Source organism: Helicobacter canadensis MIT 98-5491, from assembly GCF_000162575.1.
Taxonomy (GTDB): domain Bacteria; phylum Campylobacterota; class Campylobacteria; order Campylobacterales; family Helicobacteraceae; genus Helicobacter_D; species Helicobacter_D canadensis.
This window is the reverse complement of the sequence record NZ_CM000776.2, coordinates 1,245,908-1,269,106: the sequence shown is the minus strand read 5'-3', so window position 1 is coordinate 1,269,106 and position 23,199 is coordinate 1,245,908. Positions and strand designations below refer to the sequence as shown.

At 31.5% G+C, this 23,199-nt stretch carries 24 protein-coding genes and 2 pseudogenes; 5 read left to right on the top strand and 21 right to left on the bottom strand.

Translation table 11 applies throughout. The annotated features are described in order from the left end of the window. On the top strand, positions 1 to 315 hold a 315-nt coding region (locus tag HCAN_RS08305; protein ID WP_034556398.1), incomplete at its 5' end, for a hypothetical protein. Positions 316 to 781: 466 nt separating this feature from the next. Here HCAN_RS08305 and HCAN_RS06255 read toward each other — a convergent pair. Both HCAN_RS06255 and abiEi read right to left on the bottom strand, forming a co-directional pair. After that, positions 782 to 1,660, bottom strand: coding sequence for a nucleotidyl transferase AbiEii/AbiGii toxin family protein (locus HCAN_RS06255; RefSeq protein ID WP_006656257.1), 879 nt, complete (start codon positions 1,658 to 1,660; stop codon positions 782 to 784). A gap of 13 nt (positions 1,661 to 1,673) precedes the next feature. Further along, entirely contained in the window at positions 1,674 to 2,198 is a 525-nt protein-coding gene (gene abiEi / locus HCAN_RS06250) for a type IV toxin-antitoxin system AbiEi family antitoxin (RefSeq protein WP_006656920.1), read from the bottom strand. A gap of 399 nt (positions 2,199 to 2,597) precedes the next feature. On the opposite strand from abiEi, the gene HCAN_RS06245 reads away from it, so the two are divergent. Further along, positions 2,598 to 3,002, top strand: a complete 405-nt coding sequence (locus HCAN_RS06245) for a hypothetical protein (RefSeq protein ID WP_006656256.1) — start codon at positions 2,598 to 2,600, stop codon at positions 3,000 to 3,002. 401 nt (positions 3,003 to 3,403) lie between these two features. Here HCAN_RS06245 and HCAN_RS06240 read toward each other — a convergent pair whose 3' ends face one another. From HCAN_RS06240 to HCAN_RS06180, 13 genes and pseudogenes are all read right to left on the bottom strand, one after another. Beyond that, on the bottom strand, positions 3,404 to 4,120 hold the full coding sequence (locus HCAN_RS06240) for a nucleotidyl transferase AbiEii/AbiGii toxin family protein (protein ID WP_006656252.1): 717 nt from the start codon (positions 4,118 to 4,120) through the stop codon (positions 3,404 to 3,406). Between the two features lie 347 nt (positions 4,121 to 4,467). After that, complete coding sequence (locus tag HCAN_RS06235; RefSeq protein WP_006656251.1) at positions 4,468 to 5,718, bottom strand: RNA-guided endonuclease InsQ/TnpB family protein; 1,251 nt, start codon at positions 5,716 to 5,718, stop codon at positions 4,468 to 4,470. Beyond that, positions 5,702 to 6,337, bottom strand: a pseudogene (locus HCAN_RS06230) (IS607 family transposase). The gene HCAN_RS06235 and the pseudogene HCAN_RS06230 overlap by 17 nt, the downstream one beginning before the upstream one ends. After that, on the bottom strand, positions 6,337 to 6,969 hold the full coding sequence (locus HCAN_RS06225) for an ATPase (RefSeq protein WP_006656249.1): 633 nt from the start codon (positions 6,967 to 6,969) through the stop codon (positions 6,337 to 6,339). The pseudogene HCAN_RS06230 and the gene HCAN_RS06225 overlap by 1 nt, the downstream one beginning before the upstream one ends. 79 nt (positions 6,970 to 7,048) lie before the next feature. Next, positions 7,049 to 7,285 (bottom strand): hypothetical protein, encoded by a 237-nt coding sequence (locus HCAN_RS06220; protein ID WP_006656248.1) that lies wholly within the window; start codon positions 7,283 to 7,285, stop codon positions 7,049 to 7,051. A gap of 26 nt (positions 7,286 to 7,311) precedes the next feature. Beyond that, positions 7,312 to 7,509: a hypothetical protein gene (locus tag HCAN_RS06215; RefSeq protein WP_006656247.1), complete on the bottom strand. Its 198-nt coding sequence runs from the start codon at positions 7,507 to 7,509 to the stop codon at positions 7,312 to 7,314. A gap of 116 nt (positions 7,510 to 7,625) precedes the next feature. Beyond that, positions 7,626 to 8,054, bottom strand: coding sequence for a GtrA family protein (locus tag HCAN_RS06210; protein ID WP_006656917.1), 429 nt, complete (start codon positions 8,052 to 8,054; stop codon positions 7,626 to 7,628). Beyond that, positions 8,051 to 9,553, bottom strand: a complete 1,503-nt coding sequence (locus tag HCAN_RS06205) for a DUF6056 family protein (RefSeq protein ID WP_006656245.1) — start codon at positions 9,551 to 9,553, stop codon at positions 8,051 to 8,053. Before HCAN_RS06205 ends, HCAN_RS06210 begins: the two co-directional genes overlap by 4 nt. After that, entirely contained in the window at positions 9,543 to 10,640 is a 1,098-nt protein-coding gene (locus HCAN_RS06200; RefSeq protein WP_006656244.1) for an FAD-dependent oxidoreductase, read from the bottom strand. Before HCAN_RS06200 ends, HCAN_RS06205 begins: the two co-directional genes overlap by 11 nt. After that, positions 10,637 to 11,458 (bottom strand): Gfo/Idh/MocA family protein, encoded by an 822-nt coding sequence (locus HCAN_RS06195; RefSeq protein WP_006656243.1) that lies wholly within the window; start codon positions 11,456 to 11,458, stop codon positions 10,637 to 10,639. Before HCAN_RS06195 ends, HCAN_RS06200 begins: the two co-directional genes overlap by 4 nt. Beyond that, entirely contained in the window at positions 11,455 to 12,177 is a 723-nt protein-coding gene (locus tag HCAN_RS06190) for a glycosyltransferase (protein ID WP_006656242.1), read from the bottom strand. The genes HCAN_RS06195 and HCAN_RS06190 overlap by 4 nt, the downstream gene beginning before the upstream one ends. Next, positions 12,177 to 13,133 (bottom strand): glycosyltransferase family protein, encoded by a 957-nt coding sequence (locus HCAN_RS06185; protein WP_006656241.1) that lies wholly within the window; start codon positions 13,131 to 13,133, stop codon positions 12,177 to 12,179. The genes HCAN_RS06190 and HCAN_RS06185 overlap by 1 nt, the downstream gene beginning before the upstream one ends. 182 nt (positions 13,134 to 13,315) lie before the next feature. Then, on the bottom strand, positions 13,316 to 14,464 hold the full coding sequence (locus HCAN_RS06180; protein WP_006656240.1) for a sugar transporter: 1,149 nt from the start codon (positions 14,462 to 14,464) through the stop codon (positions 13,316 to 13,318). Between the two features lie 351 nt (positions 14,465 to 14,815). On the opposite strand from HCAN_RS06180, the pseudogene HCAN_RS06175 reads away from it, so the two are divergent. Both HCAN_RS06175 and HCAN_RS06170 read left to right on the top strand, forming a co-directional pair. Next, positions 14,816 to 15,352 (top strand): annotated as a pseudogene (locus HCAN_RS06175) (chemotaxis protein); the annotation flags it as partial. A 5-nt stretch (positions 15,353 to 15,357) separates the two neighbouring features. After that, positions 15,358 to 16,632 (top strand): peptidase U32 family protein, encoded by a 1,275-nt coding sequence (locus HCAN_RS06170; protein WP_006656238.1) that lies wholly within the window; start codon positions 15,358 to 15,360, stop codon positions 16,630 to 16,632. A gap of 66 nt (positions 16,633 to 16,698) precedes the next feature. Here HCAN_RS06170 and HCAN_RS06165 read toward each other — a convergent pair whose 3' ends face one another. From HCAN_RS06165 to gltX, 3 genes are read right to left on the bottom strand one after another with little or no spacing between them, the layout of a single operon-like run. Then, positions 16,699 to 18,324: a lytic transglycosylase domain-containing protein gene (locus HCAN_RS06165; protein ID WP_006656915.1), complete on the bottom strand. Its 1,626-nt coding sequence runs from the start codon at positions 18,322 to 18,324 to the stop codon at positions 16,699 to 16,701. Positions 18,325 to 18,333: 9 nt separating this feature from the next. Beyond that, positions 18,334 to 18,627, bottom strand: a complete 294-nt coding sequence (locus HCAN_RS06160; protein ID WP_006656914.1) for a YggT family protein — start codon at positions 18,625 to 18,627, stop codon at positions 18,334 to 18,336. A gap of 1 nt (position 18,628) precedes the next feature. After that, positions 18,629 to 19,945 (bottom strand): glutamate--tRNA ligase, encoded by a 1,317-nt coding sequence (gltX, locus tag HCAN_RS06155; protein ID WP_006656235.1) that lies wholly within the window; start codon positions 19,943 to 19,945, stop codon positions 18,629 to 18,631. Between the two features lie 103 nt (positions 19,946 to 20,048). On the opposite strand from gltX, the gene dapF reads away from it, so the two are divergent. Then, on the top strand, positions 20,049 to 20,795 hold the full coding sequence (dapF, locus tag HCAN_RS06150) for a diaminopimelate epimerase (protein ID WP_006656234.1): 747 nt from the start codon (positions 20,049 to 20,051) through the stop codon (positions 20,793 to 20,795). A gap of 3 nt (positions 20,796 to 20,798) precedes the next feature. Here dapF and HCAN_RS06145 read toward each other — a convergent pair whose 3' ends face one another. The 3 genes from HCAN_RS06145 to HCAN_RS06135 are packed head-to-tail and all read right to left on the bottom strand — an operon-like array spanning position 20,799 to position 23,162. Further along, a complete protein-coding gene (locus HCAN_RS06145) occupies positions 20,799 to 21,425 on the bottom strand; it encodes a protein-L-isoaspartate(D-aspartate) O-methyltransferase (protein WP_006656913.1) in 627 nt (208 codons plus the stop codon). Continuing rightward, positions 21,425 to 22,147, bottom strand: coding sequence for a nitrilase-related carbon-nitrogen hydrolase (locus HCAN_RS06140; RefSeq protein ID WP_006656912.1), 723 nt, complete (start codon positions 22,145 to 22,147; stop codon positions 21,425 to 21,427). The genes HCAN_RS06145 and HCAN_RS06140 overlap by 1 nt, the downstream gene beginning before the upstream one ends. Then, on the bottom strand, positions 22,137 to 23,162 hold the full coding sequence (locus tag HCAN_RS06135) for a ribonucleotide-diphosphate reductase subunit beta (protein ID WP_006656231.1): 1,026 nt from the start codon (positions 23,160 to 23,162) through the stop codon (positions 22,137 to 22,139). The genes HCAN_RS06140 and HCAN_RS06135 overlap by 11 nt, the downstream gene beginning before the upstream one ends. Positions 23,163 to 23,199 lie beyond the last annotated feature (37 nt).

The window sequence follows — 23,199 nt, the reverse complement described above, 5'->3', positions numbered from 1 at the left end:
ACTGTTGCAGGTGGCATTGTTTGTTTTTTTATTCTTAGTCTTGGGCTTTTGAAGGCTTTACTACCATTGCAAATCCCATTAAGCTTGTATTTAGGCAGAAACTATCGTGAAACTTTTGATATAGATATGATAAATTTTATATTCTACTTTGCTATTCCAATTATTGCACTCCTTTTTGATATTCTATTTAGCAGATGGCATTTGTTAAAAACTGATTATTGTATATCTGTTAAGGGAACAATCATTGCAAATATTATATATTATGGCTTCTTTTCTCTTGTTGCTTATTCTTATTGCCACAAATATCTTGTTTGATAGTTTTTTGTCTTTTATCGCCTATATTCATTATTTAAGACTTCCCTAGCGTAGCAGTGGAATTTATTCCACTATAGCTTCTATTTCAATTAGCTTTCCAAGCAATTTTTTTTCTTGCTCCAATAAGTTCTCAGTGAATATTTTTTATAGTATAATTTGTGCGGTGAAGTTAGATTCCTTAGTGAATTGCGACTTCACTAAGGGAAATTTGCTTCTCCGAAAGGAGAAACATCGTATGTATTACTTTGTAATTATAGCATTAATTTGCTTAATTGCAACTCCTGCATTTTAGCAGAAGTTAGCTAAAGGCTAGGACGCACCTAGCCCAAGCTTAGTGATACTTTCCCCTTTTACTAAAAGCAAATCACTTCACTACAGCCTCTATTTCAATTTAAAATAGTGGCTGTAGGTTGATTTGCCATAAAAAGCCTTTGTGTGAAATTGAGCAATATCGTGAAACACCTTATTAACTTTTTCGCAGATATTTTGTATATTCTTGCTCTTTTAGCAATTCTAAAACATTCTCTCCATTTTCTAAAACTTCATCAATTGTTTCTGCGAAAAAATCAAGCTTCTTGTATTTTTCAAACAAAACAGGTTTCACAAACCTACTCATCTCATTAATGAAGCCATTATTGTGTGCTTCTTTATTTTCTTGGAGTTCTTCTAATTTTTGAGCAAGTTTTATAGGAAAATTAGAAGCGTGATAATCGCATATTTTATTATTAATCCATTCAAGATTAATTGAAGTATTTTTGTCTAAAATCCACTTAATGTCCCAAATATCTCTATATTTGATATATTTTCTGCACCCTAAAGCTAAGATTTTATCGGCTAATATTTCTTCCAAGCTTTTAACTCTAATTATCAAATCATCATTATTTTTCAAAGAGTAGTGATTGATGACATTCATCACTTTATTATCATAGCTTGGAACATCACAAATTTCTATATTAATTTTTGCTTTCCTATGAGAAATTGGCAAAAACACTTTTGCAGTCCATTTTTTTACAAAATCTTCATTTTCTTTGGAATATGATAATTCTGCTTCTAAATTATATTTATTTCTTATTGTGCTAACAAAAATCTTTTCAAACTCTTTAAGCAAAGCTTCATCAAAATCAACTTTTTCATCTTTTAATGCAAAATCTAAATCTTCTGAATGTCTATTATTACCATAACAAAGCCTCAAAGAAGTTCCGCCTTGAAATACTATATCATTGGCTATATCTGATTGACTCAAAGATTGCAAAATATCATAATGCAAAATTTCCTTAATCACTGCGTCTTTTGTGTTTCCTAGTTCAAAAGCATAAGAATCTGCGATATTTTCTAAATCACTCATTATCTCTTCTCCATTATTCTTCTAGCAAATCAATACTTCTCCTATGCTTATAGGCATCTTTAATAGCTCTCTCTACACTCGCCTCAAAAATTCCCCTATTTTCATTATAGACAATTCCATTCTTTTCATCAAAAAACTCTTTTTTTGAAGTTTTTACAAATTCAATAATCCCATAAGGAGTATGGAATATTTGGCTTCTAGAAGAAGAAATGAAAGTTAAGCGATTAGGAATTTGCGAAATTAGCCCATTCTCACTCAAAACACTTTCTAAACTAAGATAAAATGTCTCTTTAGCTCTAATTTTAGTTGCGACATATTCCAAAAAATTTGGGGGAATATGGCGACTTCTTTTGTTGAAGTATAGTCCATTGCAAAGCTTGACAAGTAAGCCATTTTTGACTTGTCTGTTTAATCCTACAGAAAAAACGCTCTTACTTTCATTGGGAAAAAATAATCTTAGCTGTTTAGCACTCAAAACAGAGATTCTAAGATTCTTGTCGATTTCATCAAGAACTTTTAATAATTGTATGCTTGTCATAGTAACTAATCATTTTTTTAACAAAAGAATTAATTTTATGAATAAGTGTAGCATAATTTGAATAAGATTTCTATCACTAAAAGCAAATCACTTCACTATAGCTTCTATTTCAATTAGCTTTCCAAGCAATTTTTTTCTTGTTCCAATAAGTTCTTATTAATATTTTTGCGATAGAATTGCACCCATAAAACCTTAAAAACTTCATAGACTTTAGGGCAATCCCTAAGCATTTTAGAGAGTCATAGGCTTAACAAAAGCTAGAAGAATTATATCGCATCTTTTTTATGATTGCAAACCTTTAACCAAAAAAACTCATTATCCACTTTCTAAAAAATCTTTAGATTGCTTAAAATGGCTAAGGAGGCAAAATGAAATTTATTAAAAATAGAAGGAAGCAAGATGAAAGAAAAACTTAGAATGTTCTTTTCAGAACAAGATAGATATGGAGTGTATTTTTTAGAGAAAACTGCTTTGTTTATGATTTTTGTAGGAGGTATTTTTACATTAATTATCACTTCAATTGTTTCTCATTTTGTAGATTTAGGTGAGTTTTCAAGAGATAGGTCTGGAGGTTTTATTTCAATTATGAGATTTACTTTTGCGTGTATTGCTGGTCAATTAATTGTTCTGCTTTTTTATGTTCCTTTTTGCAGAGACAATTTTATTTTAAGGAATTTTTTCTTAATACTTCTCAATATTATATCGATTTTTATTTTGGTGTGTTCTGTTATTCCTGGAGAAAATGCAGAGCCTGAAGAAATAGTGAAACTTGTAAAAGAAATGTTTTCGAAAGAATCTAAGTGAGATTTTTTCTTTCTTTGAAATAGAGATTGGTCAGCTCGTATTTGATGAAATTTTCTATATGCTCTTTTTTGGGTAATAGCTTCAAGTATTCAAAAAGTTCTTGAGCTTCCATAGAGTCCAAAAAATCATCTACACAATTTTTCAATCCTTGTGTTTTTCCAAGATACACAAGGTCTGCGATAGCTCTTGCATAATCTGCGACATAATATTCTTTTTTTAGAATCTCTATATATCTTTTTTTTTGATACCTTTCTCTTTGAGGACAGAATCTTTACTTGAGTAAAATTGCAATGGATTATTTTTGTAATACAACAAATAAGGATGCCAATCAGCTATTTGATTTTTTTCATTAGGAATGTTTAACGCCTCCCAACCCGAGATGTAAAGCACTTCTCTACTCATCACTTGATTCTTATATTGTCTTGATTATATTCTTGCTTATCATATTCTAGTGAAAGTTGCGTAATAAGAGTATTGATTTGCTCTAATATTCTATTAGCGTAATTATCTGTCTTTATTGCTTTGTTTGTAACGAGTTTATGTTTTTCTATTTCTTCTAACAAAAGCAAATCTAGTTCTTCTTCTCCTGCATAGGTTATTTTTTGATGAATTGACAAGAGATTGTCTTTGCTAAAATGTTGTGGGTATTCTTTTAGTAAAAATCCTAAATCATAAAAATCTCTGATTTTATCTCTACCAGAAAAGGCAGTGGTTTTCATATTAATAAGTTCTTTAATGCTATAGACATTGATGCCATTTATTTCTTTATAATTCAAAAGATTATTTTGCAACAACGATTTATTGCGACTACTAACTTCTATTTTTAGAGGGTAAGCACCCAAATGAGAATAAGCACCATAATCCAACATTGCTCTAAAAACAACTGCTGTATCTTTTTTCACAGAAATATTCCACTCTCTGAAATTTTGATGATTTTTGAGGCGTTTAATGAAATTCATATTATTGCTTTTCGCATCAAAGTCTAAATACTCAGAATACCTATCAAGTCCATAGAACAAACTCAATGCTGTTCCGCCTTTCAAAACAAAGTTACCACCAAAAAGTGGTAGTATCTCTTTTAGTAAAGCGATTCTTGCTTTTTGATATGCTTCAAACATTTTTACTCCATTACCTAAATCTTGCTTCTTGTATCATTTTTTCAATTTCTTCTTCTAATTCTTTTTGGGAATCCTCTAGGGACTTTGAAAAATTGTTTATTAATTCCTCAGGTTCTTGTATCTCTAATGTTTTATTTTCTTTTTTCTCTATTTTTTAAATTGTTTCTTTGAATATTCTGTCTGCTTCATCATTATAGAATTTTGCCTCATCGTGAAAAATATTCAAAAAACGATTTTGAATTTCATCTATTTCATTTAGAATATCTTCAATCTCTTTATGCTCTTCCGTTCATTTAAACCTATAAAATCCTATAAATAGATATAAAAATCTAGCAATAAGACTTCTGTTAAATTCCTGTCTCAACCTTGCTGGTTGCAATATTATTTATTGCTAAATCTACTTGCAGAGCCGTCAAGTCCTCAGGCGTAGATTTGGGTAGAACTTGCCCTATCTCTTGTGTAATGTGATTGTAGAGATTTAAACTTGCATTATAATCTCTATCTATTTTCATTCCACAATTCTCACACTCATAGATTCTATCCTTAAGCGTGAGATTCTCTTTTATGCTTCCACATTGTGAGCATTGTTTAGAGCTAGGATAGAATCGATTAACCTCCAAGACTTCTCTTTTATAATAAAGGCTTTTATATTGTAATTGCCTTTTAAACTCATAAAAACTTACATCACTTATTGCCTTAGCTAGTCTATGATTCTTTACCATTGCTTTAATGTTTAAATTCTCAAGCCCAAAGTAAGCATAATGTCTTACTAGACTTGAAGTAAGTTTATGTAAAAAATCACTTCTTATATTGGCAATTTTTGCGTGGAGTTTATTAAGCTTCAAGCTTTGCTTAATATAGTTGTTAGACTTCTTAGTTGCATCACCTTTGGTTTTTGGGTGTTGCTTTTTACTAAGTTGTCTGCTAACTCTTTTAAGCTTTCTTGTAAGCTTATATAATGGCTTAGGTGCTTGTATGCTTAAACCATTAGATAAACTCACAAAGGATTTTAATCCCACATCGATACCTAAGCCTTGCTTAGTCTGTAATGCTTGTTTATGTGTGGCATTAAATTCATTCTCATCGATATTCACACTAAAAGAGGCATAGAATCTATTAGCCTTTTGGCTTATGGTTACTGAATGTATTTTTCCTTTAAATTTTAAATTTTCTCTTAGTTTAATATATCCTAGATTGGGAATGTTAAGATAATAAGCTTTTTCTTTTTGGATAATCTTAACTGTATCACCACCTAAATAAAATGAGTCTTGATTATCTTTTTTCTTTTTAAATCTTGGATAACTTAGCTTTCCTTTCTTTAAATCTCTAAAGAAAGCTTGAAATGCAAGATTTAGATAAATAAAAGGTTGTTGGGTAGCGTATTTACTAATCTCATACACAAAGGGAAACTGCTCTTTTTTGATGGAATTAAATTCTTTTTTTAAATCTAAATGGCTTTTCTTGATTCCTTGTTTATAGTATTCCTGCCATTTAGCTAATCCCCAATTATATGCTAACCTAGAACAACCAAAGGCTTTTTTAAAATAAGTCTTTGCTTTGTTGTTTGGGATTAGCTCTATTTTATGAGAGATTGTCATTAATAACCTCTTGCATAGAATCTAAGAGTTTTTTATTTTTCTTGCTTCTACTGCCATAAAGCCTTGCAGAAAACACTGTGATAATCTCTAAAACATCTTTGGCAAGTTCTTCTTCAAACTTAATATTTTCATCGCCTTTATTGATAATAATCACTTCAACCTCTTTGGCTTCACAGATTGCAAAGACAAGCTCTGCTCCAAATCTAAGCAATCTATCTTTATGGGTTAGAACAAGTCTTTTTACTTGTCCTTCTAAGATAAGGTTTAAAAGCTTGGTTAAGCCTTTTTTATAATAATTCATTCCACTGCCTAAGTCTTGAATCACCTCATAATTAAATCCAGCCTTAGCACAATATAGTTCTAAAACTTGAACTTGTCTTATAAGGTCATCTTTTTGGTCGTGACTACTAACTCTTGGATAAGCAATAGTTTTTAAATTATCAGTGTTAAATTTTATATTTTTATTTATATTTTTAAGAGTTTCTAATTTATATCTACGCTGTCCTCCTTTAGTAATATCATCAGGTTTTAATAAACCTTGTTTATCTCAGTTACGAATTGTTTGGATAGTAACACCGAGTAGTTGTGAAGCTTGCCCTATAGGAATTAACTTATTCATTATAATTTAATCCTACTAGAATAATTATATTCATTATCATAAGAATAGTTTTGAGATTTTATTTTTTCTGAAATTAAATTATTAAACCATTCAACATTTTTTAATATATCTATTTTTTCATTTGTTATTTTTGCAATTAATTCATAATTCTTAGTGTTATCATAAACTAAAATCTCATTACACAATGGTATAACTTTTAAAAGATTTTGCATACTTTCGTAGTATCTTTTATCTATTAAATGCGGTTCTATATCGTGTCCGCCTTTGCTAACTCGTATTTTTACACGCTCTTTTGCTGTTTGCGGACTATCAAGTCCTACAAAGTGTAAATTTATTTTATAATTATTCTCTTTTAATTCATCAAATAGATTTAATATAGATTTTCCGCAAAGCGTAGTTTCTTGATTGAAATTAAGTTTATCGTCCATATGAACTTTACGCATTTTTATAGCTATTCTTGAGGCACGAACTTGAGTTTGTCTATCTCTATGGTCTCCGATGCTTTGAGCTATTTCATCTACATTTACACGATAACCTAAATTTATTCCTTTTTCTTGTGCTAAAAAATATAAAGTGGTCTTTCCTGCACCATTTACACCAGCAAAAATAGTAACTGTAGGCTGATTTACCATAAGCTTTCCTTATATAAATTTTAAGCAATTATAGTAAATTAAATATTTTTGTCAATCTAAAACTAAAAATATTTTATATTTATTTATAGTTTTTTATATGTTTGTAGGAACGGCTAATAAGTCTTTTCGTGTCGCTAGGAATTTGCTCCAAGATTAATCCTACCGCTAAACTTTTGCCTCCACCATAACGCAATGGGCTTTTTGTGTAGCGTTTGTAGGTTAAATTTTTTCCTCTAAGCTTATGAAGAAAGAGCTCTTTTTTTGTGGTTTCATACTCGGTAAATAGACTATTATAATGTTTTAATGTGTGTGTCAAATTTGCCCTTTTGTTTGGTAAATATATTAAATAAAAAGATTTTTCTGTGCATTAAAACTCACGCAAAAATCAACACGCCCTAAAATCTGTGTAGAATTTAGATTTTTTAGAATCTCTTTTGCTTGTTTATCAAGCTTTATACTCCGACTCTGTGGGTTTGGGCTAAAAAAGTCGGTAGCGACTTTGTTTTTTAGTTCCTCTTCGGGTAAATTTATAGGATACATTTGCGACCTTTTTTAGAAAAACTATTTAATATAACTTAAAAAAGCTTAAAATAATGAATGATTTGTAAAGTTTGTGCTAAGGAGTGGTATTGTGTGCTTTTGGGAGTTCTTGATTTTCATTTAAAAGTTTCTGTTTGTGTGCATTGCTCTTTAAAAACAAAATATTTGCTAAATAAAAATCCACTTCCTGTATAAATGATTCCAGCAAATATTTGAGATAAATAGGGATTAAGCAAAAGAATTCTATAGCAAAACATTAGAGTTAATAAATTTAGCAAATACGAAACTCCCATAGCCAAACAAAAGCGCAAAAATGCATAGTTATGTTTGGCTTTAAAAGTGAATTGGCTATTAAGCATAAAACTTATAATAATTCCCATGCAATACCCAATAAAATTAGCCATTTCAGCAAAAACTCCAAAAGCCATTAAAAAAAAGATAATCCCAAATCCTATGATTGTATTAATACTGCCGATAATGCAGTAACGCAAAAATTGCCAATTACAATATTTTTTTATGTTAAAAATCTTGCTTAGCAGCTTCATTTTTCTATATATAAGCTTTTTACATTGTAATACTTAGCAATTACCTGATTTACCCAATTTTGCGGATCATTAGTAATAAGAGAATAATCCAAAAAATATTTTTCTATGATTTTGTTAAATCTAATATCCTTAGGTAGCACCACTTCGCTTTGCATTCCTTCTTTTGACGATGCATTTTCTATATAATTTGATTGTTTCCATACGCTATAGCTCCCAAGACTTGCAAATAAAATTCCAATGATAAATTGTCCAATTATTAATTTTCCAATAAACCTAGGATGGTTTGCATAGAGTTCTCTAAACATAAATACACTCATTGCAATTAATGTTAAATCTTTTCCAAGTTCTGCTCTTGGAGCGATATGTCCATGAAGCTGAAAAAGCGATAAATCCATCAGTAGCCATGCTATAAATAGCCCCAAAAAAATAAAGTATTTATTATCTATTTGTATAAGTTTTATAATGCAAAACAATAAAGCTATATATAATAAAAATGCGCAGATATGTTTTGAAAATGCTAATAGTATCAAGCAAAAGAGTAAAAACAAGAAAATAACAATTGCTTTATTAATATAAGAATATTTGTTGAAGTTCTTAATATAACCCATTTTGACTATAAAAAATGCAACAAAAATTATCAAAAATATCCTAAAAATCATTGAGGTAGCAGGGGAATTAAAGGTTTGATTAATTAGTAATATCATATCTAAAAATGGCAAGTCAAAAAAATCGGAGAGTGGTATAAAGGCATTTGTTTCTGCTAATACTTCCGATCTTTTTCTGCTTCCTGGGGATAGAAATAAAGCTAACCAACCAATGCTGATACTCAAAAAACCTAAATATTGCCAAATGGGTAACTTCCATTTTTTTATTGTAGCAACAAAAAACAATAAAAACAAAAAGGCTATTATTGCAATTCCAATAAACTCGCTAGACATTCCTGCTAAAAATCCAAAAATTAATGCAGACAAAGAGAGAAATATTGAAACTTTTAGAGAAGGGGTTTTTTTTGTGCCGTTATTTTCCCAATAAAGTCTAAAAGGAAGTAGAAAACATAGAATAAAACCCACTCCCCATAAGTAATTTGAAGCTCCAGCGCCCCATAAAAATATAGCACCAAAATGACCAAAAATACATATGAAGCCAAATATAAATGCAAAAGACATAAAATCTTCTTTGCTATATGGCAATTTTCCAAAGCATAATACAAAAAATGCACAAAGATAGATTACGCCAACTCCAGCATTTAGGAAATCAAAAACCCATGAATAATCCGAAAAGTAGATTTTTCCAAAAAAAGTGGTGCTTAGTAGTTCGCCAAATCGTCCATTCCAATCAAAATAGCTTGATAAAAAATTTTTATTATCATCTATTGCACTGAAGTAATGAGCAAAATCATCAGATTGTGGCAAAAATAGTAAATTCCATATAAAAAGAATTAGAAATAATCCTAAAATAAACAAAAACTGATTGTTTTTAGTATTTGCTTCAAGTTTCATTTTTTAACACTCCTAAAATATCATAAATATTGTCAATTTTTCCACCAAGAATATTGGAGAAATTTTTTATTCCATAATCCTTAGTGAAAACAATAGGGCGACCATCATCATTTTCATTATTTATGCTCACAACTTTTATTTCAAATAGCGAGTTAATATAATTGCTTTTTTCAATTAGAGGTATGAAGCGCATTGCACTTTTTAGCATATAAATAAAATTTGATTCTTTTGTGTTTTTTAGTACAGAATAACCATCGTGAAAATGCTTTGTATCTAGCCAAGATGAGTGTGGTGTGTAGCGAACATGGCTTAGTGTGCTTAAACACCCATTTGAATGCTTATAGGCTGGATATGGCATAATTGAAAAAAATTCCCCATCCATAATTGTAAAGCTTAAATTTCTTATTTCTTCTGGAATCTCAATTAAAGCCATTTCTGTAACTTCTGATTTTAAATTTAATAATGGCAAATTGGAATTTTTAAGAATTTTGTTTAAACCTGCATAGGTGCAATTAAAAACATGATCTGCAAAAAAGGATTGTTTTTGTGTTGCGACCTCTATTTCATTATTGCGATGATTCACACTTTTGACTTCCAAATCAAGCAAAATTTCACAATTTAACTTTTTTAATTGATGTGATAAAATTTCTCTTAAAATATTGGCGTTAAAAGCATATTCTCTAACACAAAATATCTCTTCAATCATATCTCTATTGAAAAAATTATAAATATGATTGGGAGCTTTTGAGATGGGAGCATTCATTTTTTGAAAAATTTGATAAAATTGCCTTGCATTTGTTTTGGAACCAATGCGAGAAATCACATAATATTTTTCAAAGTCCTTTTTTATGGCTTCAGAAAAATCTTTGCAAAATCTATCAAAATTTTTTAAACTCCTAGCTGCCGTAACCAAACTTCTTGGATAATGATAACCACCATGAACCCTAGCTTGATTTATTAAACTAGCTCGCCTTAGGATGTCTTCTTCTTTTTCAATTATTAAGACTTTTTTGAATCGTTTTTTAAGCTCTATTCCAAGCATACAGCCATAAAAGCCAGCTCCAATGATAATGCAATCGTATTTCACGAATTACACTCATCTAAAATTTTCATCACATTAGAGCTTAAGCGTATATGCTCCATGTATTTGTTTTTATTGTGCAATATGTCATAAAATTTACGAAGAGAATTGACTAAGTTGTTTTTTTCATCAAAACTGAAAGTCATATCTTTATTATTGATTGTCATTTTCACGGTATCAGCGGACAACATATCAAAGGCTATTGTGCCATTTTCTGCAGTAATATTCATTGTCCTTTCTTTGATTTTAGAGATTAAAGAGCTTTCAAGCTTTATTGTAATTCCTTTGGAATTAAATAAGAAATCGTTGTCATGTGGATTAAGATTATTTTTTTCTATTAATTCCAAGCTGCCAAATAAAAACACAAAAACACTCAAAAAATGCACCCCTAAAACCTCTAAAGCACTTTCTCCATCGTAAAATTTGCCATATTGTTTAATTGTCGCTTTGACACTGGTGATATTATTGAGACTAGATAGATTTTCGCGAATTTTTATTATTGAGGGAGAAGTTAGGTAAATATAATCTGTGTAGATTCGCACTCCGTTTTCTTCAGCTACAGACTGCAAAATGTCAAATTCCTTAGAACTTTTGCAGGTTGGTTTCTCTACAAAAACATGAATTCCTAATTTTAGACATTCAAGAGCGAGTTTAAAATGTGATTGAAGGGGTGTTGCGATAAAAGCTGCTTGTGTAGTTTTTGGGATTTTTAAAGGAGAAAAATCTCTCCCAAAGATCTCCAAAATGCTAAAATTACAATCTTGTTCTATGTATTTTTTTAAGATATTTCCCCAATGTCCATTTCCAATAATAATGCTTTTCATATTGCCCTCTTTATCTTTTTGTATAGTAATTTAAAAATCTCTTTTAGATAAATTTGGGATAAAGATAGGATTTTTACTTTTGAATTTGGATCATCTTGCCATACAACTGGAATTTCAGATATTTTAAGACCCTTTGCTTCTGCTACAATTAACATTTGGGCACAATAAAACCAACTATCATCAATACCACAATTATTGACTAAAAATTCAGCTGTTTTTGTATCATAAAATTTAAATCCACACATTGCATCGCTAAATTTTACACCTAGCAATATTTTTAATATCAAGTTTAATGCTCTTGAAGTTATTTCCCTTTTAATGCTTCTTCCAGACACTTTTGAATTTTTTAATAATCTAGACCCAACGACTATCTTATCGCCCTTTTTTAAAAGAGAATACACTTCTTTTAAATGTTTTAAATCTGTTGCTAAATCAATGTCCATGTAACCAATATAAGGGCATTTTAAATGTTGAGTGTTGTATTTTATGGATTCTCTAAAAGCTAAACCAACACCTTTTCTTTTGAGTTTTAGATAATAAATATTTTTATTTTTAGCAGAAATTTCTTGTGCAATACTTTGGGTTTTATCGGTAGATCCATTATCGGCAATTGTGATGGAATATGGAATATTATTGCTATTTAAAAAGGATATAGTCTCAGCAATCCCTTTTTCTAGGCTGTCTTCCTCATTTAGAACCGGAAAAACAATATTTAACATTAACTATTCCTTATATTTTTTTCTTCAATGTATAGTTGAAAATTGCTTTCTTCTTCAACTAATTCGTGCAGATTGTTATGTTTTGTTCGCATTAAAATGATCCTTAAATATTCTCCAAAAATTGCCAAAACCAAAAATAAACAAAAGTTTATAATTGAAGAATATGCTGAAGTCGATGTCCAACCCCCCATTACATTAATATTAAAAAAATAAGATCCCATTGCATAAATAAAATATAAAAAATTAAAAAAGGAAGCGCAAAGGGATAGAATTGTTGCTAATCTTAAAGTTCTATATGAGTTTTGTATAACAATATCAATTCCAAGACCTACAGAATCGAAGAAATTAACTTTTTCACCGACTCCTATTGGAATAAAATAATATTCATATTTGCTAAAACAAGTATCAAATTGAATTAATCTTAAAAGATAAATATTTGTTTTTTCTTTTAAAAGATAGTGAATTACTTTTCGATTTAAAATATAAAAGTCGCTATAATCCTGCCTAACATCATAATGGTAAAATAATCTAATGAATTGATAAAACATATAAGAAATAATTTTTTGAAATAAATTTTGATTTTTTTTCTTTCTAACGCCAATAACAATATCATATTTATTGGCTATGCCAAGCATTTCTAAAAGATCCTGAAAACTATTTTTCTCTAAATCAAAAAATGCTATACAATCGCCTATGCAATTTCTTAAAAAAATTTGATAGTATAGATTTTTGTCGATGTTATTAGAAGTTTTTAAAATTCTTAAATTGGGTGAATTTTTGATAATGTCATCATTTTCTACTTCTTTTGCAGAAGTGGTAAATTTTGGATTAATTAGCAAGATTTCAAAATATGAAAACTTCGCTTTGAGTACATCTTGAAACTCCTGGAGTTTTTTAAAGTCAATATTGCGATTTAGAATTGCAACAGATATTAATCTTGAATCTAAAACATTCATAATATAAACCTTACTTTAATTCCTAACTAAATAGATATGGCTATTGCAATTAAGTGTTCTCAATTTCTTTTATTTTTGGAACTTATCGAGCACAAATAGCTTTAAATATTTTCAAGAGGATTTTTTTATGATTTATTATATCTAAAATCATAATTTTTTGGAATTCAGGATACCTTTTTGGATTAAACCTTTTTAATTAAAAGATAATAAACGCAACCAAGTAATGCAATAAATCCGCCTACATATCCAATATAGCCTACTTCAAGCTTATCTACGACGATTCCACCAATGAATGCTCCACCACCAATTCCTATATTATAAATCCCAGAAAACATTGACATTGCAATGGAGGTGGCTTTGGGGACTAAGTGAATGATTTTGGATTGAAAAGTTAGGTTAAAAATCGTGATACACAATCCCCAAAAAATACAAATAAACACTATGCTAAAGCCACTATAGGCAAAAATTTGCAATACAAAAAGACTAGCCATAATTCCAAAGAGAGCAAAATAAGTGAATCCTAAAATGTGATTGTCGTGATATTTTGTAAATAAAAAGCTACCTAAAAATCCAATGGCTCCAAAGGCGACTAAAAGGAGTGTGATTTCTGTTTTATCAAAGTGTGCAATTTGGGCTAAAAAAGGCTCGATATAGCTATATCCGGTAAAATGTGCAGTGGTTAAAAGAATCGTCAAAAGATAAACGCTTAATAAATGTGGGGTTCTAAGGATTTGTGGAAGTTCTCGGATAGAAATCCCTCCAGTGCTTGGCATAGTTGGGAAAACTCTCCAAATGACAAGTAAAACTAAAAAAGCAACAATCCCTATAACTAAAAAAGTGGTTCTCCAGCCTAGATATAAGCCTATCACACGCCCCAATGGCAATCCAGCAATAAAGGCAATAGCGGTTCCTGTTACAACAAAACTAAGTGCGAGTGATTGTTTGCCCTCTGGAGCAGCACGCACTGCCATAGGAGTAGCAATCGACCAAAAAAGGGCGTGAGAAAAAGCTACTCCGATTCTTGAAATTACCAAAGTAATGTAATCATTTGCTAAGCTAGATAAAATATGACTTGCAACAAACAAAGTCATCACACAAAGCAAAAGCTTCTTTAACTCAACCTTAGAAAAGAGAAGCATTAAAGGCAAAGAAGTTAAAGCGACTACCCAAGCATACATTGTAATAAGAAAGCCAACTTTGGCTTCACTCATATTAAAATCTTGTGCTATGAGACTTAAAAGTCCAATAGGCACGAATTCTGAAGTGTTTAAAATAAAAGCACCAAGGCTAATAGCTAAAACGCCTAGCCAAATTTTGATTTTATCTTGCATTATTATCCCTTGAAAAGAAAAAAGCGGAATTGTATCAAAAAATAATTTGGAATACTTTAAGAATTGAAAAATTAAAAATAAAAGTATGCTTAGTTTTAAATAAAAAGTTTTGGAAGTTTTAAAGTAAAATACAAAATTTTAATCGTATAATTGCATATTAAATTACTATGATTTAAGGTTAGATTAATGACACAAGAAGAATTAGATGCGTTATTAAATGAAAATGTGTTAGACGCAGTGGAAGATAAAGCTACTAATGAAGAAAAAGAAGCTGAAACTAAAGAAGATAAGACAGAAAGCGAATCAACACAGGGAATAAAAACAGAAGATTTTCGTATTGATTCAGAGGCAAGTTGGCCACCACCACCACCGACAACAGAACATAAAGTCGTGCATCAACTTGATGATGTAACGAGAGATTCGGAGGTTAAAGCCACAGAAACATTTGATAAATTAGAGTTGATTAATAATGCAGGAATGGATATTGAAGAAGGGCTTGCTAAGATTGATAAATTTATAAAATCTCAAGAAGCAATGCTTCAAAAACTACACCAAAAATTCCCAGATTTTCACACTTTTTCGCAACAATTAGAAGAAGTGGCGGAAGTAAAAAGCGTTATGGAAACGCTCTCAAATGCTTCTCAAGATATTAGCAATGCATCTTTGGAAGCAATGGATATTATGCAATATCAAGATATTCATCGTCAAAAAATTGAGCGGGTTATTAATGTTATGCGTGCGCTTTCTCGCTATATGAGTTCGCTTTTTGAAGGAAAAGTAGATGATGCTAAGCGTGTAAGCTCTGCTGTGCATATTCAAGGTGATAATACAGAAAATGTTGTCAATGAAGAAGACATTGAGGCATTGATTGCAAATTTTGGTAAATAGTAACAATGGATAAGAATCTAAAAAAGCCTGAATTGCTGTCTCCTGCAGGCAATCTTAGGAAATTAAAAATTGCTTTGGAATATGGTGCGGATGCTGTTTATGGGGGAGTTAGCCATTTCTCTTTGCGGAATCGAGCAGGTAAAGAATTTGATTATGAGAGTTTTGCTAAGGGCGTAGAATATACGCACAAAAAGGGCAAGAGAATTTATGTTACGATTAATGGATTTCCCTTTAATTCACAAATTAAACTTTTGGAAGCCCATATCCGCAAAATGGCAGAATTAAACCCTGATGCTTTTATCGTTGCAGCACCTGGAGTGGTAAGACTTGCTAAAGAAATCGCTCCGCAAATACCTATTCATCTATCCACACAAGCAAATGTGCTTAATGTGCTAGATGCAAAGGTGTTTTATGAAATGGGAGTAAAGCGAATCGTCGCTGCAAGAGAGCTAAGCTTAAAAGATGCAATTGAAATCAAAAAAGCTTTGCCGGATTTAGAAATTGAGATTTTTGTGCATGGTAGTATGTGTTTTGCTTTTTCTGGTCGTTGTCTTATCTCAGCCCTTCAAAGCGGACGCGTTCCAAATCGTGGAAGTTGTGCCAATGATTGCCGATTTGATTATGAATATTATGTTAGAAATCCTGATAATGGCGTAATGATGAGACTTGTAGAAGAAGAGGGGGTAGGGACGCATATTTTTAATTCCAAAGATTTAAAACTTATGGAGCATATGCCTTTGATTTTAGAAAGTGGTGTGATTGATTCGCTAAAGATTGAGGGAAGAACAAAATCGAGTTATTATGCAGGAATCACAGCTTTAGCTTATAGGGAAGCTATTGATGGATATTTTAATGGAAACTTTGAGTTAGAAAAATATGAAAAAGAGCTAGAAACGCTTAAAAATCGAGGTTTTAGCGATGGATATTTGATTCATCGTCCTTATGAAAAAAACAATATGCAAAATCATCTAACTGCAATTAGCGAGGGGAGTTATCAAGTCAATGCCGAAGTAAGTGAAGATGGCAAATTTGCCCTTTGTCGTCATACTATTAGAGTGGGAGAGGCAAAGGAGATTGTAAGCCCCAATGAAGCAAGTATTTGTGAAGGTAAAAATGAGTTGGGTGAGATTTATACGCAAGATGATAAAAAGTTTATGAGATTCTTTAAGATTGTCTTAGAAAATGGCAAAGAGGTTGATTCTATTCATAGTGGAAATGAAAATAGAATCGCACTTCCATTGCCACTTCCTCCTTTTAGCTTTTTACGCCAAAAACTTTAATTCTTTAAAACGGAGTTGTAAAGCTCAAGTAAATCTTTAAAAAGCAAACAAAGATTTGCTTTTTAATTAATAAATAAGAGTGTCTTGAAGTGTATTTTGTAGGTCAATTTCCTTGCCAAAACTTTTTTGATAAATAATGTAGTTTGCAAGAACTTTTTTGCCATATTTTCTTGTCTCTTCATAAGGAATCATTTCCATACTATACCAAGGATCAAGTGGATTATCCTTTCTGAAGAGTTGCTTGGTTTGTAAGAGTCTGCGTGTAAATCCTGGACCGCCATTGTAAGCATAAGAGACAAACAAAGGATGTTTAAATTCCTTGAGTAAAGGGCGAGTAAAATATTCTGCATAGGGAATATTAATCGCAGGATCAAACATATCTTGGTAAGTGATTTTTTCTGATTCGCCCATTTGTTTGGCAATAGCTGTTACATTAAAGGGCATTAGCTGCATTACTCCAAGGGCATAGGAAGTGGAAATTGCAGTAGGGATAAAAAGACTTTCTTGTCTTCCTAACGCATAAAGAAGTGCTTGTGTGTCATTATTGAAGCGATTCATAATTGTTGGAAAAGGCTTGAGAAAATATTCTTTATTGGGTTCTTTGTTGAGCCAAAAGAAATGGGGTTTGGTATTAAGATGATTGACTTTTTGTAAGAGTGCTTCTTTGTTTTTTGGAGTTTGATTCTTATAAGAATCGCGGATTTTTTCCCATTCAAAAGGATCTTTAATATCCCATTTTGCAAAAGTATCAGCAGTTTGAATATCATAGAGAATTTCAAATTGCGGCTTGTTGTTTGTGAATTCCAAACTTGCTAAGGTGTAGAGATCCATTGATTTAGATTGAGAGAGCTTTTGAAGGTAAGTAGAATCCTTGGAAGCAAGGTAAGCCCAAAAAAGCCCACGATTTTTTTCAAATGAATATTTTGCAATTTCTGAAGAATGAATAAAAAAGTCTAAAGAATCAGAAGTATTCTTATTTTTAATAGCATTTAACCCTAAATAAAAGGCACTTTCATCATCTAAAAAAGAAAGTATTTCTTGAGGGGATACTTGCAATAAAGAATGACTAAAAACTTGCATATCTGTATTAAGAATAGCCTGTCGTAAAACTTTCATAAAAGGTGGATGTTTTTGGGAAATATAATTTAGTAAAGTTTGTTTGGGAAGTGGAGCATTAAGGAATTGTTTTCTGTAATTGCTAGAAACTCCAAAATAAAAGTCGCTAAAGATTTTAGCATCGGTTTTGATAAGCTCATTAAAAGGTTTTTTTGAGGCAAGAATCTTTAGTTGAGTAGCAAGAATTAAGTCTGTATTTTGGAGTTTTTTGGAGAGTTGGATTAAGGTTTTTGGTTCTAGCGTTTCAGCTTTTTTAAGTGTTAATCCATAAGCAATACATTGCGAATCTTGTTTGATTAATTTTTGAAGTTTCATTTGTTGGCAAATGGTTCTTTTTGAGAGAGTTTTATTGTTGCCTTTTTTGTAATAAAGCCCAAAGAGTTTAGCATTTTTTCTTAAAGCAAGATTATAGGCTTCTGTGGCTTCTTTGGGGTTAATATCTTGTTGTAAAAAAAGCCAAATATAAAAATCGCGTGAGATTCCTTTGGGTTGATCTTTTAGGTAATCTAAAGTAAGATTTTGGGAGTTGGCAGAAGCACAAAGTAAAAGAGAAAATAACAAAAAAAGCACTTTCATGGCATTTCCTTAGAGAGTGTTTGCAAAGCTATAGAGTAACTTTACAAAAAAGAGATTAATAAATTGCAAAGCAAGAATTACAATAATGGGAGTAATATCGATTCCGCCAATGATAGTTGGGATAAAGCGACGAATTTTTGCATACACTGGTTCTGTGAGTTTGTAGAGAATTTGCACAATAGGATTGTAAGGATCTGGACGCACCCAAGAGATAAGCGCAGCGATAATTACAATCCAAATATAAATATTAATTGCCATACTTAGAATTTGTGCAACCGCTTGAATAAAAGTGCTTAAAACCATTTTAACTCCTAATGATATCTTGCAAATAAAGTCTTAAAATAGGGAATAAATCGCTAAGTTCTGGTCCGTGTTCATAGCCTGTAAGTAAGAATCTTAAAGGCTTAAAGAATTTTTTGCCCTTGAGATTAGAATGATTCATAGCTTGACTTTTGAAATTTTCATAATCTTCTTTGGTAAAATCTTGTGTTTTTAGCATTGTTTGTAGAGTATTTTGCAAAGTTTTAATCTCTTCTTGAAATTCCATCGTTGATTCTAAAAGCAAAGATTTTTTCATAAAGATTCTATCAACTTTCTCACGCAACTCATTAAGGGTGCTTGATTCTTGTAAATAAAGCTTTGCTAAAGCACCAATACTAGAATCTTTATAGCCCAAAAGCACTGCTAAATCTTGCTCACTAAGGAGCTTAAAGTGTTCGCGATTTAAAAAGCGAAGTTTATTAATATCAAATTTTGCAGGAGCTTTGGCGATATTTTGAATATCAAACCATTTTATCGAATCTTTAAGGGTGAAAATTTCGCAAGGCGTTTTATTACCAATTAAAATTAAATAATTAGCAATAGCTTGGGGTAAATAGCCCTCATTAAGTAGCCATTGCACACTTGAAGCATTATCGCGTTTGCTCATTTTCTTGCCTTCTTCATTGAGTAAAATAGGCAAATGCGCAAACTCGATATTTTTTTGATAATTTAATGCTTGGTGAATGAGCATTTGTTTAGGAGTGTTGCTTACATGATCTTCTCCACGCACGATAAAGTCAATATCATAAAGCATATCATCTACTGCACAGGCGAAATTATAAGTTGGAATCCCATTCTCTTTAAGAATGACAAAGCTGTCTAATTCATTGGGTGAAAATTCTATTTTTCCTTTGATTTTATCAGTAAATTCCATTGCTACTTTGGAGCCTCTTAAGCGAATAACTGGGTGCGGATTAGAATCTTTTTGAAGTGTTGCCCAAGAATCATCATATCGAAAAGCTTCGTGTTTTGCTTTTGATTCTTCTCGTTTTTGATCTAAAAATTCTTTAGTGCAATAGCAGTAAAATGCCTTATCTTGTGAGATGAGATAATCTGCAAGTTGGCGATGGCGTGGGAAATTATCACTTTGATAAATAAGCATATCCCATTTAATTCCAAAAAGGGTGAGCAAAAACATAATGTCTTTGTCTTTTCCTTCAATATTTCTTGCAGTGTCGGTATCTTCAATCCGTAAAAGAAATTTTTCATTGCGTTGCATACAAAGAATATAATTAAAAATAGCAGCACGCAGATTTCCTATGTGCATATCACCTGTTGGGCTTGGTGCAAATCTAAGCATAAAAACCTCTAATATTATAGATATAATTTTGTGATTTTATCATATGGAATCTTGAAATACTCTATATAATGTTATAATTTTAAAAATAAAAGGGGTTAAAGCAATGTTTTTTAGTAAATATTCTGCAAGTGGAAATGATTTTATATTAATGCATACTTTTAGATATAAAGAGAATTCTTATAGTGAATTAGCTAAGAAAATCTGTCATCGTCAAGAGGGAATCGGAGCTGATGGATTGATTATTTTAAAGCCGCATTTGGAATATGATTTTGAATGGGAATTTTATAATGCCGATGGTAGTGTGGCTGAAATGTGTGGAAATGGGAGTAGGGCAGCTGCAATGTATGCAAGAGATTTGGGGTTAGCAGGAGAGAGACAAAAATTTTTAAGCAAGGCAGGAGTGATAGGGGTTAGTATAGAGGGAAATTGGGCGGAGAGTGCTTTAAGCAAGGCGGATATTTTACAAAAAGAGATTAGTGAATTTGGTGTAAAATGGTGGTTGCTTAATACAGGAGTGCCGCATTTAGTGTGTGAAAATGCAAATCTTGCATTTTTAAATAAAGAGGATTTAAGATTTTTGCGACATAAATATAATGCCAATATCAATATTGCTTCATTGCAAGACAATAGAGTTTTGGCAAGAACTTTTGAGCGTGGGGTAGAAGATGAAACTCTTGCTTGTGGGACAGGAATGGCAGCAATGTTTTATTATTTGTTCTTATTGGGTAAAGTTTCTAATCCTTGCCTTTTTAATCCAGCAAGTGGAGAAGATTTATATTTAAGAGAAGACAAAGGGACATTGTATTTAAAAGGAGAGGTAAGAAAGATTTGCGATTTTGTAAAAGATTAAGCACTATTCAATGCCATTTTGAATAGGCACAAAAATGCAAGAATCAAGTTCTTCTGAAGTGATAGAATGATTATGTTTATAAAAGCGTGTGATAATTTGGAGATTACCTTTTTGGATGGGTGCTACAAGAATCCCACCTATTTGGAGTTGTTCAAAAATTTCTTGAGGGATTGTTGTGGCTACTGCTGAAAAGAGTATTCTATCATAGGGCGCATACGCACTCCAACCTTTTTGCCCATCATCAAGCTTTGTGTTAATATTGCTAAGATTGCAAGTTTTGATTCTTAAGCGTGCTTCATTGAGAAGCTTTTCAATTCTTTCAATACTAAAAACTCTACGCACAAGACAGCTAAGAATAGCTGCTTGATAACCGCTTCCGCAGCCTATTTCTAAGACATTATCTGCACCCTCACATTGAAGATATTCTGTCATTTTTGCCACAGTAAGTGGAGAACTAATCCATTGACTAGCGCCCATAGGAAGTGCATCAAGGGAATAGGCTAAATGCCTAAAGCCCTCAGGCACAAAAATTTCTCGGTTGATTTTTAAAAGGGCATTTTGGACATTTTGGCTTAAAGGAAATTGTCGTGTAATTTCACGAACCATTTGTGCAGTTTTGATAGATTGCATCAAAGTCCTATGTCAATAAATTTTCGCACTTTTGCAACATCATTGAAATTTGCTTTTAGGTTTATAATCTCTTGTGAATCATCTTGGGTTGCATAGCCAAAAGGAGTAATGATTGCACTGCCTCCCCCCATAGAATCATTGGCACTATTACTTGCCATAACAAAACTTTGAGTAGTGATTGCAAGGGCTTTGGTCAGAGTTTGGAAGTGATCTTTTCGCTCTTTTGCCCATTGTGCTGGGACAAAAATAAGATCACAGCCTTTGAGTTTTTGCCAAAGCTCAATGAATCTTAATTCAAAGCAATTAATAGCACCGCATTTGATTCCATCAATCATAAAAGGAGAAATCTCTTCAATGTTTCCTGCTTGAAAATGCAAATGTTCATTGCCTAATGGAAAAAGTTTATGTTTGCTTTGCTTGTGTAGAAGTTCGCCCTTATGAAAAACTTTAAGATTATTATAAAAACCATTTTTATATTTTTCTATCATTGTGGTTATAATTGTTTTTTCGCTTGAAAGCTTGAGTAGAGTTTCGGTTGCTTCTTTGGCAAATTCACTCGCTTCTTCCATTCTTTGGTAGCAAAAATTGGTTAAAGCAACTTCAGGAGCAAGAATAACAGAATCGCTCTCACATTCTAAAATAAGATTTTTAAAGTGTGCAAGATTTTCTTCAAAATTTTGTTTGGTTTTAAATTGTAAAGTATAGAGTTGTTTAGAAATCATCAAAGTTAATACTCCCTTTTGCGTAATTTGTTACATTTCCCTCAAAGAAATTGGTTTTTTGCTCATTAAAAGAGCTAAAAGAATCAACCCATTTGATAGGGTGTTTGGCATTATAAAGTGTAGGTAGCCCAATGCGTCTTAATCGCTCATCGGCTAGATATTTAATGTATTCTTGAATAATTTCACTAGTTAATCCAAGAATCTGTCCTTGTGTGATATATTCTCCCCACGCAGTTTCTACCTTAACAGCTTCTCTAAACATTTCAATAACTTCTTCTTCTAAATCTTTAGTAAAAAGTTCTGGAGATTCTTTTTTAACAGAGTTAATCATATTTTGAAATAAAATCAAATGAGTTACTTCATCGCGTTGGATAAAGCGAATCATTTGAGCGCTTCCGAGCATTTTTCCACTTCTTGCTAAAGTGTAAAAAAAGGCAAAACCGCTATAAAAGTAGATCCCTTCTAAAATTTGATTGGCAAACATTGCTTTGATGATATTGCGTTCTATTGGATTTGTTGCAAGCTGCTCATAAACTTCTGCAATATAATCATTCTTAGCCTTTAGCTGCATATCACTCCGCCACATATCATAAATTTCATCGGTATTAGCCGAGATTGATTCTACCATTACTGCATAGCTTTGTGAATGAAGTGCTTCTTCAAAGGCTTGACGCACCAAGATAAGATTAATTTCTGGGCTTGTGATATAGGGATTGACATTATCAATTAGATTATTGGTTTGTAAAGAATCCATAAAAATAAGTTGCGCTAAAGCTCTATCATAGCCAATTTTTTCTTCAGGAGTAAGCCCATCTGCGTAATCGCGTTTATCTTGTGTCATATTTACTTCTTCTGGAAACCAAGAGTTCGCAAGCATTACTTTCCAAAGGTTATAAGCCCATTGGTATTTGATTTTATTAAGTTCAAAGATGCTTGTTGGGTTGCCGCCAAAAATTCTCCGCTCATTAACGCTTTCGTTAGAACTAGGATTGTAAATTTTTTTGCGATGCAACATAGGTTTTCCTTGAAGTCATTTAGTTTTAAATGTTTTA

Coding starts and splice junctions, on each gene's coding strand:
- HCAN_RS06165 (WP_006656915.1), bottom strand. CDS start 18,324: ATGAAAGTGCTTTTTTTGTTATTTTCTCTTTTACTTTGTGCTTCTGCC.
- HCAN_RS06225 (WP_006656249.1), bottom strand. CDS start 6,969: ATGGTAAATCAGCCTACAGTTACTATTTTTGCTGGTGTAAATGGTGCA.
- HCAN_RS06235 (WP_006656251.1), bottom strand. CDS start 5,718: ATGACAATCTCTCATAAAATAGAGCTAATCCCAAACAACAAAGCAAAG.
- HCAN_RS06255 (WP_006656257.1), bottom strand. CDS start 1,660: ATGAGTGATTTAGAAAATATCGCAGATTCTTATGCTTTTGAACTAGGA.
- HCAN_RS06145 (WP_006656913.1), bottom strand. CDS start 21,425: ATGCAATCTATCAAAACTGCACAAATGGTTCGTGAAATTACACGACAA.
- HCAN_RS06245 (WP_006656256.1), top strand. CDS start 2,598: ATGAAAGAAAAACTTAGAATGTTCTTTTCAGAACAAGATAGATATGGA.
- HCAN_RS06170 (WP_006656238.1), top strand. CDS start 15,358: ATGGATAAGAATCTAAAAAAGCCTGAATTGCTGTCTCCTGCAGGCAAT.
- HCAN_RS06160 (WP_006656914.1), bottom strand. CDS start 18,627: ATGGTTTTAAGCACTTTTATTCAAGCGGTTGCACAAATTCTAAGTATG.
- HCAN_RS06215 (WP_006656247.1), bottom strand. CDS start 7,509: ATGTATCCTATAAATTTACCCGAAGAGGAACTAAAAAACAAAGTCGCT.
- HCAN_RS06240 (WP_006656252.1), bottom strand. CDS start 4,120: ATGTTTGAAGCATATCAAAAAGCAAGAATCGCTTTACTAAAAGAGATA.
- HCAN_RS06140 (WP_006656912.1), bottom strand. CDS start 22,147: ATGATTTCTAAACAACTCTATACTTTACAATTTAAAACCAAACAAAAT.
- gltX (WP_006656235.1), bottom strand. CDS start 19,945: ATGCTTAGATTTGCACCAAGCCCAACAGGTGATATGCACATAGGAAAT.
- abiEi (WP_006656920.1), bottom strand. CDS start 2,198: ATGACAAGCATACAATTATTAAAAGTTCTTGATGAAATCGACAAGAAT.
- dapF (WP_006656234.1), top strand. CDS start 20,049: ATGTTTTTTAGTAAATATTCTGCAAGTGGAAATGATTTTATATTAATG.
- HCAN_RS06180 (WP_006656240.1), bottom strand. CDS start 14,464: ATGCAAGATAAAATCAAAATTTGGCTAGGCGTTTTAGCTATTAGCCTT.
- HCAN_RS06135 (WP_006656231.1), bottom strand. CDS start 23,162: ATGTTGCATCGCAAAAAAATTTACAATCCTAGTTCTAACGAAAGCGTT.
- HCAN_RS06195 (WP_006656243.1), bottom strand. CDS start 11,458: ATGAAAAGCATTATTATTGGAAATGGACATTGGGGAAATATCTTAAAA.
- HCAN_RS06205 (WP_006656245.1), bottom strand. CDS start 9,553: ATGAAACTTGAAGCAAATACTAAAAACAATCAGTTTTTGTTTATTTTA.
- HCAN_RS06190 (WP_006656242.1), bottom strand. CDS start 12,177: ATGTTAAATATTGTTTTTCCGGTTCTAAATGAGGAAGACAGCCTAGAA.
- HCAN_RS06185 (WP_006656241.1), bottom strand. CDS start 13,133: ATGAATGTTTTAGATTCAAGATTAATATCTGTTGCAATTCTAAATCGC.
- HCAN_RS06210 (WP_006656917.1), bottom strand. CDS start 8,054: ATGAAGCTGCTAAGCAAGATTTTTAACATAAAAAAATATTGTAATTGG.